The 18,402-nt window shown below is 61.0% G+C and carries 16 protein-coding genes and 1 pseudogene; 14 read left to right on the top strand and 3 right to left on the bottom strand.

What is annotated here, in order from left to right; all coding sequences use genetic code 11:
- The first annotated feature begins 75 nt into the window (after positions 1 to 75).
- Together AC0V2S_RS00490 and AC0V2S_RS00485 are read left to right on the top strand one after the other, a co-directional pair.
- A complete protein-coding gene (locus AC0V2S_RS00490) occupies positions 76 to 657 on the top strand; it encodes a DUF3530 family protein (RefSeq protein ID WP_475508062.1) in 582 nt (193 codons plus the stop codon).
- Positions 585 to 1,145, top strand: a complete 561-nt coding sequence (locus tag AC0V2S_RS00485; protein ID WP_475508061.1) for an alpha/beta fold hydrolase — start codon at positions 585 to 587, stop codon at positions 1,143 to 1,145. The genes AC0V2S_RS00490 and AC0V2S_RS00485 overlap by 73 nt, the downstream gene beginning before the upstream one ends.
- A 171-nt stretch (positions 1,146 to 1,316) precedes the next feature.
- Here the strand turns inward: AC0V2S_RS00485 and AC0V2S_RS00480 are convergent, their stop codons facing one another.
- From AC0V2S_RS00480 to AC0V2S_RS00470, 3 genes are read right to left on the bottom strand one after another with little or no spacing between them, the layout of a single operon-like run.
- The gene (locus AC0V2S_RS00480) at positions 1,317 to 2,090 is read right to left on the bottom strand and encodes a TerB family tellurite resistance protein (RefSeq protein WP_475508060.1); all 774 of its coding nucleotides are present in this window, start codon (positions 2,088 to 2,090) and stop codon (positions 1,317 to 1,319) included.
- Positions 2,090 to 2,761 (bottom strand): N-acetylmuramate alpha-1-phosphate uridylyltransferase MurU, encoded by a 672-nt coding sequence (gene murU, locus AC0V2S_RS00475; protein WP_475508059.1) that lies wholly within the window; start codon positions 2,759 to 2,761, stop codon positions 2,090 to 2,092. Before murU ends, AC0V2S_RS00480 begins: the two co-directional genes overlap by 1 nt.
- Positions 2,758 to 3,783 carry an aminoglycoside phosphotransferase family protein gene (locus tag AC0V2S_RS00470; RefSeq protein ID WP_475508058.1) on the bottom strand — a complete coding sequence of 342 codons (1,026 nt, stop codon included), beginning with the start codon at positions 3,781 to 3,783 and terminating at the stop codon, positions 2,758 to 2,760. Before AC0V2S_RS00470 ends, murU begins: the two co-directional genes overlap by 4 nt.
- 126 nt (positions 3,784 to 3,909) lie before the next feature.
- On the opposite strand from AC0V2S_RS00470, the gene AC0V2S_RS00465 reads away from it, so the two are divergent.
- The 12 genes and pseudogenes from AC0V2S_RS00465 (at position 3,910) to AC0V2S_RS00410 (ending at position 18,368) form a co-directional block, all read left to right on the top strand.
- Positions 3,910 to 6,627 carry an LPS-assembly protein LptD gene (locus AC0V2S_RS00465; protein ID WP_475508057.1) on the top strand — a complete coding sequence of 906 codons (2,718 nt, stop codon included), beginning with the start codon at positions 3,910 to 3,912 and terminating at the stop codon, positions 6,625 to 6,627.
- Positions 6,608 to 7,900: a peptidylprolyl isomerase gene (locus tag AC0V2S_RS00460; RefSeq protein ID WP_475508056.1), complete on the top strand. Its 1,293-nt coding sequence runs from the start codon at positions 6,608 to 6,610 to the stop codon at positions 7,898 to 7,900. The genes AC0V2S_RS00465 and AC0V2S_RS00460 overlap by 20 nt, the downstream gene beginning before the upstream one ends.
- Entirely contained in the window at positions 7,897 to 8,883 is a 987-nt protein-coding gene (pdxA, locus tag AC0V2S_RS00455) for a 4-hydroxythreonine-4-phosphate dehydrogenase PdxA (RefSeq protein WP_475508055.1), read from the top strand. The genes AC0V2S_RS00460 and pdxA overlap by 4 nt, the downstream gene beginning before the upstream one ends.
- Before the next feature lie 76 nt (positions 8,884 to 8,959).
- Positions 8,960 to 9,775, top strand: coding sequence for a 16S rRNA (adenine(1518)-N(6)/adenine(1519)-N(6))-dimethyltransferase RsmA (gene rsmA, locus AC0V2S_RS00450; RefSeq protein ID WP_475508054.1), 816 nt, complete (start codon positions 8,960 to 8,962; stop codon positions 9,773 to 9,775).
- A gap of 38 nt (positions 9,776 to 9,813) precedes the next feature.
- On the top strand, positions 9,814 to 10,194 hold the full coding sequence (gene apaG / locus AC0V2S_RS00445; protein WP_475508053.1) for a Co2+/Mg2+ efflux protein ApaG: 381 nt from the start codon (positions 9,814 to 9,816) through the stop codon (positions 10,192 to 10,194).
- Positions 10,194 to 11,018 (top strand): symmetrical bis(5'-nucleosyl)-tetraphosphatase, encoded by an 825-nt coding sequence (locus tag AC0V2S_RS00440; RefSeq protein ID WP_475508052.1) that lies wholly within the window; start codon positions 10,194 to 10,196, stop codon positions 11,016 to 11,018. Before apaG ends, AC0V2S_RS00440 begins: the two co-directional genes overlap by 1 nt.
- Positions 11,015 to 11,344, top strand: coding sequence for a thiosulfate sulfurtransferase GlpE (glpE, locus tag AC0V2S_RS00435; protein ID WP_475508051.1), 330 nt, complete (start codon positions 11,015 to 11,017; stop codon positions 11,342 to 11,344). Before AC0V2S_RS00440 ends, glpE begins: the two co-directional genes overlap by 4 nt.
- A gap of 279 nt (positions 11,345 to 11,623) precedes the next feature.
- Positions 11,624 to 13,546 (top strand): PrkA family serine protein kinase, encoded by a 1,923-nt coding sequence (locus tag AC0V2S_RS00430; RefSeq protein WP_475508050.1) that lies wholly within the window; start codon positions 11,624 to 11,626, stop codon positions 13,544 to 13,546.
- 130 nt (positions 13,547 to 13,676) lie between these two features.
- Positions 13,677 to 14,948, top strand: coding sequence for a YeaH/YhbH family protein (locus AC0V2S_RS00425; protein WP_475508049.1), 1,272 nt, complete (start codon positions 13,677 to 13,679; stop codon positions 14,946 to 14,948).
- A gap of 9 nt (positions 14,949 to 14,957) precedes the next feature.
- Complete coding sequence (locus AC0V2S_RS00420; RefSeq protein WP_475508048.1) at positions 14,958 to 16,523, top strand: SpoVR family protein; 1,566 nt, start codon at positions 14,958 to 14,960, stop codon at positions 16,521 to 16,523.
- A gap of 61 nt (positions 16,524 to 16,584) precedes the next feature.
- Positions 16,585 to 17,094 carry a DUF4136 domain-containing protein gene (locus AC0V2S_RS00415; RefSeq protein WP_475508047.1) on the top strand — a complete coding sequence of 170 codons (510 nt, stop codon included), beginning with the start codon at positions 16,585 to 16,587 and terminating at the stop codon, positions 17,092 to 17,094.
- A 54-nt stretch (positions 17,095 to 17,148) separates the two neighbouring features.
- Positions 17,149 to 18,368, top strand: a pseudogene (locus AC0V2S_RS00410) (multifunctional CCA addition/repair protein).
- The last annotated feature ends 34 nt before the right edge of the window (positions 18,369 to 18,402 follow it).

Raw genomic sequence — 18,402 nt, 5'->3', positions numbered from 1 at the left:
TACCTTACTCCACGCCTGACAAATAGCCGACAGCCGATTAGGCTGCACCCATTGCCATCGCCAAGGATTCACCCGATGCCCCGGTCGCTGCGCCCGCGCCTTGCCCTGTTGTCACTGCTGCTGTGCGGCGCCTTGCAGGCCGCCGATGAGCCGGCACCGGCCAAGGAAGGCGACGCCCCGGCCGCCGCCGTCGAGCGTGCGCCGCTGGCCGAGCGCAGTGTCGATGACGCCGCCGCGCTGGCCAAACGGGTGCCGGAAAAGGAGCGGCAATTGCTTAAGGCCGGCGATGAAGAATTCCTCGCGCTGTGGAAGTTGGCCAACGTCGGCGATGCCTCGGGCGTGGTCATTCTGATTCCCGGCGACGGCGAAACCGCCGACTGGCCGCAAGCCATGGCGCCTCTGCGCGAGAAGCTGCCCGACGCCGGCTGGCATACCTTGGCGCTGAGCCTGCCCGACCCCCAGGGTGATGAACCGCCGCTGCGTCCGATCGAAGAAGCGCCCCCCGCCGACGGCGAGGAAAGAAAGCCGATGCGCCCGCCGACACCACAGCGGCTGCGCCCGCCACCACGCCGGAAAATGCGGCGGTGCCAGCCGATAACACTCCGCCGCCCAGCGGCATTACGGAAGAACAACGCACCACCCACGCCACCCGCGTGAGCGCCCGTATCCAGGCGGCCATCGCCTTTGCGCAGGAGAAGAAAGCCAAGGCTATCGTGCTGCTCGGTCATGGCAGCGGCGGTTATTGGGCGGCACGTTACCTGGCAGACAACAAGCCCAAGCAGGTCAGCAATCTGATTCTGGTGGCGGCGCAAATGCCTGTGGGGTTTAGCCCGGCGCTGGAGGACTTGGTACCGGAGCTGAAATTGGCCACCGGCGACTTCTATTACAACGACCAGCCCCTGGACCGCGACGCCGCCAAGCTGCGCAAGGAGGCCAGCAAGCGGCAAAAACATCCGGCGTATATTCAGGTGGCCATGGGCTCGCTGTCGGGTGATCGGGCGACCGAGCAAGAGCAGTTGTATCGGCGGGTGAAGGGGTGGTTGAGTCAGCACTTGCAATCGGGCGCGGCGCAGCCGGATCAGCCGGCGCCGGTAGAGGCGCAAGAGCCGCCACCACCGCCTGAGCCCACGTCGCCGGGGATATAGCGACCTTCGCTCGCTAAAACTCGATTGCTCCCCAGACTCCGTCATCCCCGCGCAGGCGGGGATCCAGGCGCGGTGATTGCAACGCGACCGACGTCACCTGCTCAATTCTGGATTCCCGCCTGCGCGGGAATGACGGTGGTTTTGATTGAGAGCAGGGGTCGCAAGGAAGCCCTACCTAAACCCGCGCTGCTCGCGCACCACTGCATACGCACCGTGCAACTCACGGGTTTTCTCAGTGGCTTCACGCACCTTGGCAGGACTGGCACCAGCGCCGACCAACTTGTCCGGATGGTGCCGGCTAAGCAGACGCCGGTAGGCATTCTTGATGGTTTGCACATCACTGCCATGGGCCACATTCAACACCCGCAAGGCTTGTTCGTAGCTGACGGTATTCGTCAGCTGGGTGGTTTTGCGTGGCTCGAATTCTGCGCCCAGCGCCGCCACCGTATCGCGGCCGCGGCCCAACCATTTGCCCCACAACACAATCAGTTCGCGCTCGGTACTGGTGGCCCGACCATCGGCCCAGGCCATGCGCCAGCAAGCGCGCAGCACTTCTTCGGCCACCAGCGCCTGCCCACGTATCCGCCGTAGCGGCACACGCAAACCATCCTGACCATTCTTGCCCCGGGTAAAAGCTTCAATCGCCCGACGCTGTTCCCCGTCAGCCAATTGCATGCGCTGCATTTCCGCGCGCGCTTGCTGGATATGCACCTCCAGCACCTGCCCATCACTCTTGGCCAAACGGCCGAGCAATACAAAGAGCAAATCCTGATCGGACACTCCGGTTGGCCTCGCGCCCTTGAGGCGACCGCGCAAGTCAGTCCAGCTTTCCAGGGCCATGCGCCGGTCGACCACCTGGCCAAGCAGAATGCCCAGCAGCGCGCCCGGAATACTGGCCAGCGCCAGGCCGGCGGTGGCGCCTACAAAGGTCGCGGGCCAGAGCATCAGCCGGCCACCGCGAGCAGTTGCTCGACTTCTTGCAAGCGCTCATGGGTGCCAACGTCCACCCAATGCCCACGGTGGTGTTCGCCACTCACCTGCCCGGCCGCCATCGCCTCGCGCAGCAGCGGGGCGAGCTTGAAGGCGCCGGGTTGGCTGCCGGCAAAAATGGCGGGAGCCAACACGGCAATGCCGCTGTAGGTGAGCGTGGCGGCCCCTGGTTTTCCGTCACTGAGCACGCCGTTCTCCAAGATAAAATCGCCGGCCGGGTGATGGGCCGGGTTGTCGATCATCACCAGATGGGCCAGGCCATTCAGGTGCAGAGGAACGGCGTGAAAATCGTAGTCGGTCCAGACGTCGCCATTGACCACCAAAAACGGCGCGTCCCCCAATAACGGCAGCGCACGGAAAATACCGCCGCCGGTTTCCAGCGGTTCGCCTTCAGGTGAATAGACGATGTGCAGACCAAACTGCGCGCCATCACCCAGGTGGTCTTCGATCTGTTGCCCGAGCCAAGCGTGGTTGATTACCACCTCTCGAAACCCGGCGGCGGCCAGTGCGCGCAGGTGGTATTCGATCAGGGGCACGCCGGCTACCGGAATCAGCGGCTTGGGCGTGTGCAACGTCAGCGGGCGCATGCGCTCGCCTTTGCCGGCGGCCAGAATCATCGCCTTCATGGTCGGCTCGCTTTGGCGTGGCGCAGGCTGGCGAACAGCTCGCCCAGTTCCGCCAGCTCAGGACGACGGGCCAGCACTGCTTCTATATAGGAGAAGAAGCGCGGCACATCGCCGAGGTATTTCGGCTTGCCGTCGCGGTGGCAGATGCGGGCGAAAATACCAATGACCTTGAGGTGGCGCTGCAGGCCCATCAGGTCGCTGGCCCGCAGAAAGTCTTCAAGCTCGCGCTGCACCGGAATGCCCAGCGCGGTGGCTTGCTGCCAATATTCGGTGAGCCAGGCGCGCACCCGCGGCTCCGGCCAGCTGAGGAAGGCGTCCTTGAATAGGCTGGTAACGTCATAGGTGACCGGGCCATACACGGCATCCTGAAAATCCAGCACGCCGGGGTTCGGCTCGCTTTGCATCAGGTTGCGGGGCATGTAGTCGCGGTGCACCAGCACCTTCGGTTGGGCCAGCGCGCTGTCGATCAACACAGTGCAGATGCGCTGCCAGGCGGCTTGCTGGGCATCGGTAAATTCCAGGCCCAGTTCGTGGCGCACGTACCAGTCGGGGAACAACTGCAATTCGCGGGTTAATAGCGCGTGGTCGTAACTGGGCAGCGGGGTGTCGTGCGGCAATTGCTGGAAGGCCAACAACGCGTGCAACGCATCGGCGAACAGCGCGTCGGCATTTTCTTCATTAATGACGTCGAGGTAGGTGTGGCGACCGAGGTCGGGCAGCAATAAAAAGCCGCGTTCGAGATCTTCGGCCAAAATTTCCGGCACATTTATTTTTGCGCGGGCGAGCAAACCGGCGACTTTTACGAACGGCCGGCAGTCTTCCTGAGGCGGCGGAGCGTCCATCACGATGAATGTTCGGCCCTCTCCCTGCCAGCGAAAATAGCGCCGAAAACTGGCGTCGCTGCTAGCGGCAGTAAGGGTTGCAGGGGGAACGTCACCCCAACCACGGGCGGCGAAAAGGACCGGCAGTTGCTCATCGAGCCACGCGGACAGCTGTTGCAGACGTACATCTTCATCAAGCATTACAAGGGTCTCCGACGGCCCTAGCCGTTGTGCGGGTCATGCTTTATTATCCAGCATCTTTTTCAGCCCATCGAGAGGCGTGCGGTCCTAGCGGGCCGATGGCGCGCAGGAAGCCCGGACTACAAGATGGCAGTAAAATACCCCGCGTTTCGTAAAAAATTCCCTCTGCTGGTTACCGGCAGCCTATTGGCCTTGCAACCTGTTGCTACCCAATACGTGGTCGCCGCCGAGCAGTTTGACTGCCAGGTGTCGCCTGCGGGTGGCTGGGCTTGCGCTCCCAAAGCGGACAACGCCGTGTTGCCGCCGCGTCCAGTGCATAGCGCTGGCGCGGTCAGCTCCGTGGTCGGTACGTCTGCCGAGAAGACCAGTACGGTCGCCTCGGGTGAAGCCGTTTCCGCCGAGGCCAAGCCTCAGCTGGTAACCGAGAGCAAAGGCCGCGCCCTTAAATCACGCAGTGCTGACTACAGTCACCTCGACTGGGTTCCGCGCGACAAGCTCACCGCCGAGCAACTGGCCGAAACCGGCCCGTATTGCTCCGGCGCGTATATCGAGCCTGAGCGTCCCGGCATGAACGACAAGACGGCGAAGAAAGACGCGCCGACTTACCTGTCCGCCAAAGCCTCGCGCTATGAGCAGGAACAACAGGTCGCCACCCTCGCAGGTGACGTAGTCATGCGCCAGGGCAGCATGCAAGTGCAGGCCGATGAGGCCAGCCTGTTGCAAGCCGAGAACCGTGGCGAACTGAAAGGCGATGTGCGCTTGCGTGACAACGGCGCGCTGGTAGTGGGCGACCACGCCACCATTCAGCTCGACACCGGTGAAGCGCAGATCGACAACGCCGAGTACGTGCTGCACAAGGCCAGCGTTCGCGGTAGTGCGCTGTATGCCAAGCGCCAGGAAGACTCCATCATCCGCCTCAAGGATGGTACCTACACCCGTTGCGAACCCGGCAGCAATGCCTGGACCCTGAAGGGCAACAACATCACGTTGAACCAGGCCACCGGTTTCGGTACGGCCACCAACGTGACGTTGCGGGTAAAAGACATTCCGGTGTTCTACACCCCGTACATCTATTTCCCGATCGACGACCGTCGCCAGTCCGGCTTCTTGCCGCCTAGCATCGGCTCGTCGAGCGATACCGGCCTGATGCTGGTAACGCCGTACTACTTCAACCTGGCGCCGAACTACGACGCCACGTTGTACCCACGCATCATGACCGAGCGCGGCGTGATGATGGAAGGCGAGTTCCGCTACCTCACCGAAAGCAGCGAAGGCAAAGTCAGCGCTGCTTACCTGAACGACGGTGACGACGAGCGCAAAGACGAGCCCAAGTACGAGAAGAACCGTTACCTGTACAGCCTGCAGAACCAGACCGGTCTGGACTCTCGCCTGCTGGGCACGATCAACTACACCAACATCAGCGACCCGTACTACTTCCAGGACCTGGAAACAGACCTGGACGTCAGCAACCAGACGTTCGTAAACCAGCAGGGCGATCTGACTTACCGTGGCGACAGCTTCGATGCCAAGCTCAACGTGCATGCCTACGAACTGGCTACCGTTACTGACGTGACTCCGTACGACCGTCTGCCGCAACTGACCGTCAATGGTGTTCTGCCGTTCCAGCCGGGCGGCCTGAACTTCACGTACGACACCGAGTTCGTGCGCTTCGACCGTAATCTGGACGAGTACACGTACAACGGCACCGCCAGCCCGGACAGCTACCTGCAAGGTCTGACCCGCGCCACCGGTGATCGTGTACACCTGGAGCCAGGCGTCAGCTTGCCGCTGAACTGGAACTGGGGCTACATCAAGCCAACGATGAAGTACCTGTACACCGACTACAGCCTAGACCTCGACCAACAGGGCAAAACCACCCTGCTGGCCGGTCAGGACTACAGCAGCAGCCAGGACCGTGGCGTACCGCTGTACAGCGTCGACAGCGGCCTGTATTTCGACCGCAACACCAGCCTGTTCGGCAACGCTTACCGTCAAACCTTCGAGCCGCGCGCTTACTACCTGAACGTGCCGTATCGCGACCAGTCGGATATTCCGGTCTTCGACACCAGCGAAACTCCGTTCAGCTATGCCTCGCTGTTCCGTGAAAACCGCTTCTCCAGCAGCGACCGTATTGGCGATGCCAACCAACTGTCGCTCGGCGCCAGCAGCAAGTTCATCGAACCGAACGGCTTCCAGCGCGCCAGCGTTGCCCTTGGCCAGACCTTCTATTTTGAAGATCGCAAAGTGCAATTGCCTGGGATTGACGTGAAGGATGACGCCTCGGTTTCACCTTACGCCCTTACTGGCGAGTACCGCGTAAACCGCGACTGGCGTGTCAGCTCGGACTTCAACTGGGATCCGGATGCAGGCGAAACCCGTTCGGGTAACGTCATGGCCCATTACCAGCCTGAAGCCAACCCCGGCAAGATCATCAACGCCGGCTACCGCTACCGTAACGACGTCAAACGCTTCAACCCGCGCACTGGCGAGTTCGAAGTGGCGGGCGACGAGTACAAGATCGATCAGTCCGACTTCTCGGTTATCTGGCCGGTGGTTCCACAGTGGAGCGCGATCGCTCGCTGGCAGTTCGACTACAACCAGAGCCGCACGTTGGAAGCCTTTGGTGGTTTCGAATACGACAACTGCTGCTGGAAGCTGCGTCTGATCAACCGTTACTGGGTTGAGTACGACGAATTCGACCTGCAACGCGACGAGAAAGGCGACCGCGGGATCTTCCTGCAAATCGTGCTGAAAGGCCTCGGTGGCGTAGTCGGCAACAAAGTTGAGAGTTTCCTCGACCAAGGCATTCAAGGTTATCGTGAACGTGAAGACCAAGCTTACTGATTGTCTGCGCCCGCTGTTGCTGGGCGCTGTGCTTCTGGGTACCGCGGCACAGGCCGAAGTGCAGTCCATTGACCGCGTCGTGGCCATCGTCGACAACGACGTCATCATGCAAAGCCAGCTGGACGACCGCATGCGCGAGGTGCAAAACACCATCGCCAAGCGCGGTTCCGCCCTGCCACCGGAGCACGTGCTCAGTCAACAAGTGCTGGAACGCCTGATCATCGAAAACCTGCAACTGCAGATTGGCGACCGCTCGGGCATTCGCATCACTGATGAAGAGCTGAACCAGGCCATCGGCACCATCGCCCAGCGCAACAACATGAGCGTCGATCAATTCCGCGCCGCGCTGGCACAAGATGGTCTGTCGTTCGATGACGCACGCGAGCAGGTTCGTCGCGAGATGATCATCAGCCGTGTGCGCCAACGCCGTGTGGCCGAGCGCATTCAGGTTACCGATCAGGAAGTGCAGAACTTCCTGGCCTCGGACCTCGGCAAGATGCAGCTCTCCGAAGAGTTTCACCTGGCCAATATCCTGATTCCGGTTCCGGAAAGCTCCTCGCCGGAAACCATTCAGGCCGCCGACAAGCAAGCCACCCAGATCTACCAGCAACTCAAGCAAGGCGCTGACTTCGGCCAACTGGCGATTTCTAGCTCGGGTAGCGAAACCGCACTGGAAGGCGGCGACATGGGCTGGCGTAAAGCCGCTCAACTGCCGGCTCCCTTTGACGGCATGATCGGCGCGTTGTCGGTCGGTGACGTCACTGAACCGATGCGTACTCCAGGCGGCTTTATCATCATCAAGCTGCTGGAAAAACGCGGCGGCGGTAGCCAGGTCAAAGACGAAGTTCACGTTCGTCACATCCTGATCAAGCCAAGCGAAATCCGCAGCGAAGCTGAAACCGAGCGTCTGGTTCAGCGCCTGTACGACCGCATCATGGCCGGCGAAGACTTCGCCGAACTGGCCAAGGCCTTCTCCGAAGACCCGGGCTCGGCACTGAACGGTGGTGACCTCAACTGGATCGACCCAAGCACTCTGGTGCCGGAGTTCCAGAAAGTGATGGCCAACACCGCCAGCGGTCAGGTCTCCAAACCCTTCAAGAGCCCTTACGGCTGGCACGTGCTGGAAGTCCTTGGCCGCCGCGCCACCGACAGCAGCGAAGAGTTCCGCAAACAAGCGGCCCTCAATGCCCTGCGTAACCGTAAGTACGACGAAGAGCTGCAAGCCTGGTTGCGCCAGATCCGCGACGAGGCGTACGTAGAAGTCAAACTGTGACCCTACCGCGCTTCGCTCTGACACCCGGCGAGCCGGCGGGTATAGGTCCTGACCTATGCCTGCTGCTCGCGCAGCACGCCCAGCCTTACCCCCTTATCGCCATCGCCAGCGTCGACCTGCTCAATGAGCGGGCCGCCCAGCTTGGCGTTGCCGTTCACGCTGTTGCCGTTGCGCCTGATGCCTGGCCAGACGCACCAGCCCCCGCCGGCACGCTGTACGTCTGGGACACGCCGCTGCGCAGCGCCGTGGTTGCCGGCCAGCTCGACTCGGCCAATGCCGCGTATGTATTGGAAACGTTGACCCGCGCCGGACTTGGCTGTGTAAACGGCGACTTCGCCGGCATGATCACCGCCCCTGTGCACAAGGGCGTTATCAACGAAGCGGGTATCGCCTTCTCCGGCCATACCGAATTCCTCGCCGACCTGACCCACACCCAGCAAGTGGTGATGATGCTCGCTACCCGCGGTTTACGCGTGGCGCTGGTGACCACTCACCTGCCTCTCAAGGACGTGGCCGCGGCCATTACCGCCGAGCGTCTGGAACGCGTTACGCGAATTCTGCATGCCGACCTGGTGGGCAAATTCGGCATTGCCGCGCCGCGTATTCTGGTGTGCGGCCTCAACCCCCACGCGGGCGAAAGTGGCCACCTGGGGCGCGAAGAAATTGAAGTCATCGAGCCAACGCTGGAACGTTTGCGCGCCGATGGCCTGAACCTGATCGGCCCGTTGCCCGCCGACACCCTGTTTACCCCGAAATACCTCGAGCACTGCGACGCCGTGCTTGCCATGTACCACGACCAGGGCTTGCCCGTGCTCAAGTACAAAGGCTTTGGCGCCGCCGTGAACGTCACCCTGGGCCTGCCGATCATCCGCACCTCGGTCGACCACGGCACCGCCCTGGACCTGGCCGGCAGCGGCAAGATCGACACCGGCAGCCTGCAGGTGGCCCTCGAAACTGCCTACCAGATGGCTGAAAGCCGTTAGCCAAACCTTTCTTTTGTCGCGTCCTGCGCCTTAACTGGCACAGATGCCGCCCGCCCTATTTCGCAGCAGAGCCTTTATGACTGAGCACTACCAACATCGCGCCCGCAAGCGCTTCGGCCAGAACTTCCTGCATGATGCCGGCGTTATTCACCGCATCCTGCGCGCCATTCATGCCAAGCCCGGCGAGCGCCTGCTGGAAATCGGCCCGGGCCAGGGCGCCCTTACCGAGGGCCTGCTGTCCAGTGGCGGTACCCTGGATGTGGTCGAGCTCGACCTGGACCTGATCCCGATCCTCAAGAGCAAGTTCGAGAGCAACCCCAACTTCTCCCTGCACCAGGGCGACGCGCTGAAGTTCGACTTCACCAGTCTCAACCCGGCGCCGAACAGCCTGCGCGTAGTCGGCAACCTGCCGTACAACATCTCCACGCCGCTGATTTTTCACCTGCTGGAAAACGCCAGCCTGATACGCGATATGCACTTTATGCTGCAGAAGGAAGTGGTCGAGCGTCTGGCCGCCACGCCGGGCGGCGGCGATTGGGGCCGGCTGTCGATCATGGTGCAGTACCACTGCGCGGTGGAGCATCTGTTCAATGTCGGCTCGGGGGCGTTCAATCCTGCACCGAAAGTGGACTCGGCCATCGTGCGCCTGGTGCCCCACGCCACCCTGCCGCACCCGGCCAAAGATCACCGCCTGCTGGAGCGCGTGGTGCGTGAGGCGTTCAACCAGCGCCGCAAAACTCTGCGTAACACGCTCAAGGCCTTGATGACCGGTGAGGCGATCGAAGCCGCCGGCGTCGACGGTAGCCTGCGGCCGGAACAGCTCGACCTCGCCGCGTTCGTGCGCCTGGCCGACAAACTGCATGAGCAGACAACAGCCGCGCCCGCACACTAAACTCGATACTTCGCTGTTCGCTTAACTGAGCCTTTCGCATGTCCGATAGCCGTTATCAGATCGACGTCAGCGTCGTGACCCGTTTTCTCCCAGAGCAGTCGCAGCCGGAGCAAAACCGCTTTGCGTTCGCCTACACCGTCACCATCCGCAACAACGGCGAACTGCCGGCCAAGCTGCTGTCACGCCACTGGTTGATCACCGATGGCGACGGGCGCGTGCAGGAAGTGCGTGGGCCGGGCGTCATCGGCCAGCAACCGACCATCGAGGCCGGCGGCAGCCACACCTACAGCAGCGGCACCTTGATGGCCACGCGCGTCGGCAATATGCAGGGCAGCTACCAGATGGTGGCCGATGACGGCAAACGCTTCGACGCCATCATCGCGCCCTTCCGCCTCGCCGTTCCCGGCGCTCTGCACTGATGACGGTGTACGCGGTCGGCGACCTGCAAGGTTGCCTGGATCCTCTGAAATGCCTGCTGGCGCGCGTGGCGTTCAACCCGGCCAGAGACAAGCTGTGGCTGGTCGGCGACTTGGTCAACCGCGGCCCGCAGTCACTGGAAACCCTGCGTTTTCTGTATGACATGCGTGAGGCCGTGGTGTGCGTACTGGGCAACCACGACCTGCACTTGCTGGCCGCCGCACACAACATCGAGCGCCTGAAAAAGGGCGACACCCTGCGCGAAATTCTGGAAGCGCCCGACCGCGCCGAACTACTCGACTGGCTGCGCCAGCAAAAGCTGCTGCACTACGACGCCGACCGCGACATCGCCATGGTGCATGCCGGCATCCCGCCGCAGTGGTCGCTGAAAAAGGCGCTGCGCTGCGCTGAGGAAGTGGAAGAAGCCCTGCGCGACGATACGCGCCTGCTGCCGTTTCTGGATGGCATGTACGGCAATGAACCCAGCCGCTGGGACAGCGACCTGAAGGGCGTTACGCGCCTGCGGGTGATCACCAACTACTTCACCCGCATGCGCTTTTGCAAAGCCGACGGCACCCTGGACTTGAAAACCAAGGAAGGTGCAGACAGCGCCCCGCCCGGCTATCTGCCGTGGTTCAGCCACAAGCAGCGCAAAACCGCCGGGCAGAAAATCATCTTCGGCCATTGGGCCGCCCTGGAAGGCCGCTGTGACGCGCCAGGCGTCATCGCCCTGGATACCGGTTGCGTCTGGGGCAATGCCATGACTTTACTCAACGTCGACAGCGGTGAACGCCACAGCTGTGACTGCAAGGAACCCACACCATGAGCGAATTCAAACGCATCCCTCCCGAAACCGCCCAGACCCTGCGCGAGCAAGGTGCCGTGGTGGTGGATATCCGTGACCCGCAAAGCTTCGCCATGGGCCATATCAGCGGCTCGCGGCACCTGGATAACCAGTCGCTGCACGACTTCATCACCCAGGCCGACCTCGACGCGCCGCTGATCGTCTCCTGCTACCACGGCAACTCCAGCCAAAGCGCGGCGGCCTACCTGGTCAGCCAGGGGTTTTCCGAGGTTTACAGCCTCGACGGCGGCTTTGAACTGTGGCGCGCCACTTATCCGGCTGAGACCGCCAGCGAACCTGCCGAATAATTTTTTCCAGCCGTCTACCCCGCGCCCTGCCTGGCCTCTCGCCCTTCTGTAACAAAGACCGACACATGCTTATCGTTTGTCGGTCCTTGACCTCTCCAATTCCGAACTATCCTTAGCCTCAGGCCATCCATATAGGGGAGAGCCGGCACACCGGCTTCCGGGGCTATCGGCAGCGACCTTTAGGTGTTCTGGGGGATTCTCATTTGCCGACTTATCGGCAGATTGCCAGCACCCGCTCGACCGATCCCGCCCGGCTCGACCATCAAGCGAGGTGACGTCATGAGTATTTTCAGCCACTTCCAACAACGCTTCGAAGCGACTCGCCAGGAGGAATATTCCCTTCAGGAATATCTCGACCTGTGCAAACAGGACAAGAGCGCGTACGCCACGGCTTCCGAAAGGCTGCTGATGGCCATTGGCGAGCCCGAGTTGATCGACACCTCGCACAACTCCAGGTTGTCGCGGATCTTCTCCAACAAGGTGATCCGCCGCTATCCGGCCTTTGAAGACTTCCATGGCATGGAAGAATGCATCGACCAGATCGTGTCCTACTTTCGTCACGCCGCTCAGGGCCTGGAGGAGAAGAAACAGATTCTTTACCTCCTCGGCCCGGTGGGCGGTGGTAAGTCGTCGCTGGCGGAAAAGCTCAAACAATTGATGGAGAAGGTGCCCTTCTACGCCATCAAGGGCTCACCGGTATTCGAGTCGCCGCTGGGGTTGTTCAACCCGGCTGAAGACAGCGCCATTCTTGAAGAAGACTTCGGCATTCCACGGCGCTACCTGAGCACCATCATGTCGCCGTGGGCAACCAAACGCCTGGCCGAGTTCGGCGGCGATATCAGCAAATTCCGCGTGGTAAAACTCTACCCGTCCATCCTTAACCAGATTGCCGTAGCCAAAACCGAGCCGGGCGACGACAACAACCAGGACATTTCCGCCCTGGTCGGCAAGGTGGATATCCGTAAGCTGGAAGAATTCCCGCAGAACGACGCCGACGCCTACAGCTACTCCGGCGCACTGTGCCGTGCCAACCAGGGGATGATGGAGTTCGTGGAGATGTTCAAGGCACCGATCAAGGTGCTGCACCCACTGCTCACCGCTACCCAGGAAGGCAACTACAACAGTACCGAGGGCCTCGGTGCCATTCCGTTTATGGGCGTGTTGCTCGCTCACTCCAACGAATCGGAGTGGCATAGCTTCCGCAACAACAAGAACAACGAGGCGTTCATCGACCGGATCTATATCGTCAAGGTGCCTTACTGCCTGCGCGTCAGCGACGAGATCAAGATTTACGACAAGCTGCTGTTCAACAGCTCCCTGGCCAAAGCTCATTGCGCACCCGACACGCTGAAAATGCTCGCGCAGTTCTCGGTGTTGTCGCGCCTCAAAGAGCCGGACAACTCCAACGTCTACTCGAAAATGCGCGTGTATGACGGGGAAAACCTGAAAGACACCGACCCCAAAGCCAAGTCGATTCAGGAATACCGCGACAGTGCCGGCGTGGACGAAGGCATGAACGGCCTGTCGACTCGCTTCGCCTTCAAGATTCTCTCCAAGGTCTTCAACTTCGACCCGCACGAGATCGCCGCCAACCCGGTTCACTTGCTGTATGTGCTGGAGCAGCAGATCGAGCAGGAGCAATTCCCCGCCGAGGTGCGCGAACGCTATCTGCGCTACATCAAGGAATACCTGGCGCCGCGCTATATCGAGTTTATCGGCAAGGAAATCCAGACCGCTTACCTGGAGTCCTACAGCGAATACGGGCAGAACATCTTCGACCGCTATGTGCTGTACGCCGACTTCTGGATTCAGGATCAGGAATACCGCGACCCGGAAACCGGCGAAATCCTCAACCGTGTGGCGCTCAACGAAGAACTGGAAAAAATCGAGAAACCGGCCGGCATCAGCAATCCGAAGGATTTCCGCAACGAAATCGTCAATTTCGTACTGCGTGCGCGGGCCAACAACAACGGCAAGAACCCGACCTGGCTCAGCTACGAGAAGCTTCGGGTGGTGATCGAGAAGAAAATGTTCTCCAACACCGAAGACCTGCTGCCGGTCATCAGCTTCAACGCCAAGGCCAGCAAGGAGGACCAAACCAAACACAACGATTTTGTCTCGCGGATGGTCGAGCGCGGCTACACCGACAAGCAGGTTCGCCTGCTGTCCGAATGGTACCTGCGGGTTCGCAAGTCGCAGTAACCTGCAACGCAGGCTTGGGCCTGCGTCGTTGCCGCAAGGCCTGCATGCGCATGCAGGCCGCATGAGTACCACTTAAGGTCATCGCGAGCTGCCCGCGAAGTCGGCCTTGAGGGGGCTCTAAGGAGCGTCCATGAGTTACGTGATCGACCGCCGTCTTAACGGCAAGAACAAAAGCACGGTGAACCGTCAGCGCTTTTTGCGACGGTACCGCGACCATATCAAGAAGGCCGTGGAAGAAGCGGTCAGCCGCCGCTCCATCACCGATATGGAGCATGGCGAGCAAATCAGCATTCCCGGTCGTGACATTGACGAGCCGCTGCTGCACCACGGCCGTGGCGGCAAGCAGACCCAGGTTCACCCCGGCAACAAAGACTTCACCACCGGCGAACGTATTCCCCGGCCGCAAGGCGGTGGCGGCGGCAAAGGCGCCGGCAAGGCCAGCAATTCCGGCGACGGCATGGACGAGTTTTCCTTCCAGATTACCCAGGAAGAATTCCTCGATTTCATGTTCGAAGACCTCGAACTGCCCAACCTGGTAAAGCGTCAGCTCACCGGCACCGACACCTTTAAAACCGTGCGCGCGGGGGTCAGCAATGACGGCAACCCTTCGCGCATCAATATCGTCCGCACACTGCGCGCGTCCCACGCCCGGCGCATTGCATTGTCCGGCAGCAGCCGCGGCAAACTGCACCTGGCAATCGCCGAGCTGGACCGCCTGAAAACCGAAGAACCCGACAACTTCGCCGACATTCAGACCCAAGAAGCCGAGATTGCGCTTCTTCGGGCACGGATCAAGAAGGTGCCATTCCTCGACACGTTCGACCTTAAATACAACCTGCTAGTGAAGCAGCCCAACCCCAGTTCCAAGGCAGTGATGTTCTGCCTGATGGACGTCTCCGGTTCGATGACCCAGGCCACCAAGGACATCGCCAAGCGCTTTTTTATCTTGCTGTACCTGTTTCTCAAGCGGAACTACGAAAAGATCGAGGTGGTGTTTATCCGCCATCACACCAGTGCCCGCGAAGTGGACGAGGAAGAGTTTTTCTACTCGCGTGAAACTGGCGGCACCATCGTCTCCAGCGCCCTGAAATTGATGCAGGAAGTAATGGAAGCGCGATACCCCACCAGCGAGTGGAATATCTACGCGGCCCAGGCCTCCGACGGCGACAACTGGAACGACGACTCACCAATCTGCCGCGACATTCTGATGAAACAGATCATGCCGCTGGTGCAGTACTTCACCTATGTGGAAATCACCCCGCGCGAGCACCAGGCGCTGTGGTTCGAATACGAACAGGTGGGCGAGGCCTTTGCCGATACGTTTGCCCAGCAGCAACTTGTGTCCGCCGGTGATATCTACCCGGTATTCCGCGAACTGTTTCAGCGCCGACTCGTTAGCTGAGGTGTTGCCATGAGCGCTCGAGAGAAGAAAAGAAGCCAACCCCTTTCTGTTGGCTCGGAATGGACCTTCGAGCTGATCCGCGCCTACGACAAGGAAATTGCCCGGATTGCCGAAGGCTATGCGCTAGACACCTACCCCAACCAGATTGAGGTGATCACTGCCGAGCAAATGATGGATGCCTACGCATCGGTCGGCATGCCCCTGGGTTACCACCACTGGTCCTACGGCAAACATTTCCTCAGCACCGAGAAATCCTACAGCCGCGGGCAAATGGGCCTGGCCTACGAGATCGTGATCAACTCCGACCCGTGCATTGCCTATCTGATGGAAGAAAACACTATCTGCATGCAGGCGCTGGTGGTGGCCCATGCCTGCTACGGCCACAACAGCTTTTTCAAAGGCAACTACCTGTTCCGCACCTGGACCGACGCCAGCTCGATCATCGACTACCTGGTGTTCGCCAAGCAGTACATCATGCAGTGCGAGGAGCGTTACGGCATCGATGCCGTGGAAGACCTGCTCGACTCCTGCCACGCGCTGATGAACTACGGCGTCGACCGCTACAAACGCCCCTACCCGATTTCCGCTGAGGAAGAACGCCAGCGGCAAAAGGAACGCGAAGAACACCTGCAACGGCAGATCAACGACCTGTGGCGCACCATTCCCAAAGGGGCCGACAAGGGCAATGACAAAGACGCCGGGCGCTTTCCGGCCGAGCCGCAGGAAAACATCCTGTACTTCCTCGAGAAACACGCGCCACTGCTGGAACCCTGGCAGCGCGAGGTGGTGCGCATCGTGCGCAAGATCGCTCAGTACTTTTATCCACAGCGCCAGACCCAGGTGATGAACGAAGGCTGGGCCACGTTCTGGCACTACACGCTGATGAACGACCTGTACGACGAAGGTTTGGTGACCGACGGATTCATGATGGAGTTTCTCCAGTCGCACACCAGCGTCATCTACCAGCCGCCGTTCGACAGCCCGTATTACAGCGGCATCAACCCCTACACCCTGGGGTTTGCCATGTACCGCGACATCCGCCGCATGTGCGAAGAACCGACTGAAGAGGATCGGCGCTGGTTCCCGGAAATCGCCGGCAGCGACTGGTTGTCTACGGTGAAATTCGCCATGAAAAGCTTCAAGGACGAGAGCTTTATCCTGCAGTACCTGTCGCCGAAAGTGATCCGCGACTTGAAGCTCTTCAGCGTGATGGACGACGACCAGAAAGACGAACTGGTGGTGCCGGCCATTCACGACGAGCCGGGCTACCAGATCATCCGCGAAACCCTCGCGGCGCAGTACAACCTTGGCAACCGCGAGCCGAATATCCAGATCTACAGCATCAATCGACGCGGCGATCGCTCGCTGACTTTGCGCCACCAGCAACACGACCGTAAACCGCTGGGCGACTCCACCGAAGAGGTGCTCAAGCACCTTCATCGCCTGTGGGGGTTCGATATCCACCTGGAAACGGTACGCGGCGATCAAGTGATACAAACCCAGCACGTGCCGCCCCGTGGCGAGAGCGACAGTAACGAGTATCCACGGCTGGACCTGGCCATCCCGCCCATTTGATTGGTTGACCGGCGGCGGGCTTGCGTTGAGCATATTGCTTCCTCAGCGGAGCCCGTCGTTTATGCCTGTTCTACGCATTCTTCTCCTTAGCCTGCTGCTCGCCGGCTGCGCCACGTCTTCGCCGCAAGTGCTAGTGGTACAAACCGCCACGCCGTCGCTCGGCACTCACCACACGTTCGAAATGCTGCCACCCAGCACCAATACCGACGGCCAGTTGCCGCCCACCACTGATTACGCCCTTGTGGAAGCGGCCCTACGCCAAGGCTTGCTCAATCATGGCTACCGCGAAGCCAAAAAGGCCGATGTGCGGGTTGCCTATACGCTGACGTTGAATGAAACGCCGCTGGAATTCCGCGTCGATAACACACCGAATAATCCGCTGGGCAGCTACCTGGCCGTGCACCGCTTTCAGGATGAAAACGTCACCTTGCGCCTGCGGGTCAGCGACCGCGCCGACAAAACCCTGTGGCAAGGCCTGATCACCACCAGCCTGAGCCCGTCCTGGCAGCGTGAAGCGCTGCTCCACGAGGCGGTGGTTACCCTGCTGGAACAGATTCCCGTCAGCCGCTAAGCCTGGCCTCTGGCGGCGCAGCAGGTATGCTGTGGCGCTTACGGAGGAGTTTTCATGCAGATTTACAAGGTTGGCGGCGCCGTGCGCGACCGCTTGCTCGGGCGCCCGGTCACCGATGTCGATTGGCTGGTGGTGGGTGCCACCGCCGAAGAAATGATCGCCCAGGGTTTTCGCCCCGTCGGCGATGACTTCCCGGTGTTTCTGCACCCCAAAACCCAAGAGGAATACGCCCTCGCCCGCACCGAACGTAAAAGCGGGCGCGGCTACGGCGGTTTTACGTTTTACGCCAGCCCCGAGGTCACCCTCGAAGAAGACCTGACCCGCCGCGATCTGACCATCAATGCGATGGCCGAAGACGACCACGGCAACGTGCTCGACCCATACGGCGGCCAGAAAGACCTCGAAGCGCGCCTGCTGCGCCACGTTTCGCCGGCCTTTGGCGAAGACCCGTTGCGGGTGCTGCGGGTCGCGCGCTTTGCCGCCCGTTATGCGCCGCTGGGCTTCCAGGTGGCCGATGACACTTTGGCGCTGATGCGCAGCTTGAGTGAGTCTGGCGAGCTGTCAGCCTTAACGCCGGAGCGCAGCTGGAAGGAAATTTCCCGAGCGCTGATGGAAGACCGCCCAGACGTGTTTATCGAGGTGCTGCACAGCTGCGGTGCCCTGCACGCCATGCTGCCGGAAGTGGACGCCCTGTTCGGCGTGCCGCAGCCCGCCGCCCACCACCCGGAGATCGACACCGGCGCCCATGTGCTCAGCGTGCTGCGCCAGTGCGCTGAGCACCAACAACCGCTTACGGTACGCTGGGCTTGTTTGCTGCACGATTTGGGTAAAGGTCTGACGCCGCAGGAGGACTGGCCCCGGCATATCGCCCACGAGCATCGCGGCATCAAGCTGATCAAGGCGGTGAACGAGCGCTGCAAGGCGCCACGCGATTGCCAAGAATTGGCGGTGCTGGTGGGCGAATACCACACCCATGGACATCGGGCGCTGGAGTTGAAGGCTTCGACCTTGCTGGAGTTGCTGCAGACGTTCGACGTCTACCGTCGGCCGCAGCGCTTTGAAGAGTTATTGCTGCGTGCGAGATGGACGCCCGTGGGCGGCTCGGACTGGAACAACGCGAGTATCCACAGGCGGTGTATCTGCGAGGCGCGGCGGAAGCGGCGCGTGCAGTGAAGGTTCAGCCGTTGGTGGAACAGGGCTACAAAGGCGCGGATCTGGGGGAAGCGCTCAAGCGTGAGCGGCTAAAGGCTTTGCAGGCTTACAAGGCGAGCTGATGGGTTTCGCTGCGCTCTACCCTCCTACGGTCCG

Source organism: Pseudomonas sp. CC11G, assembly GCF_056174845.1.
The sequence above is the reverse complement of the archived record's forward strand: the minus strand, read 5'-3'. Positions and strand labels throughout refer to the sequence as shown.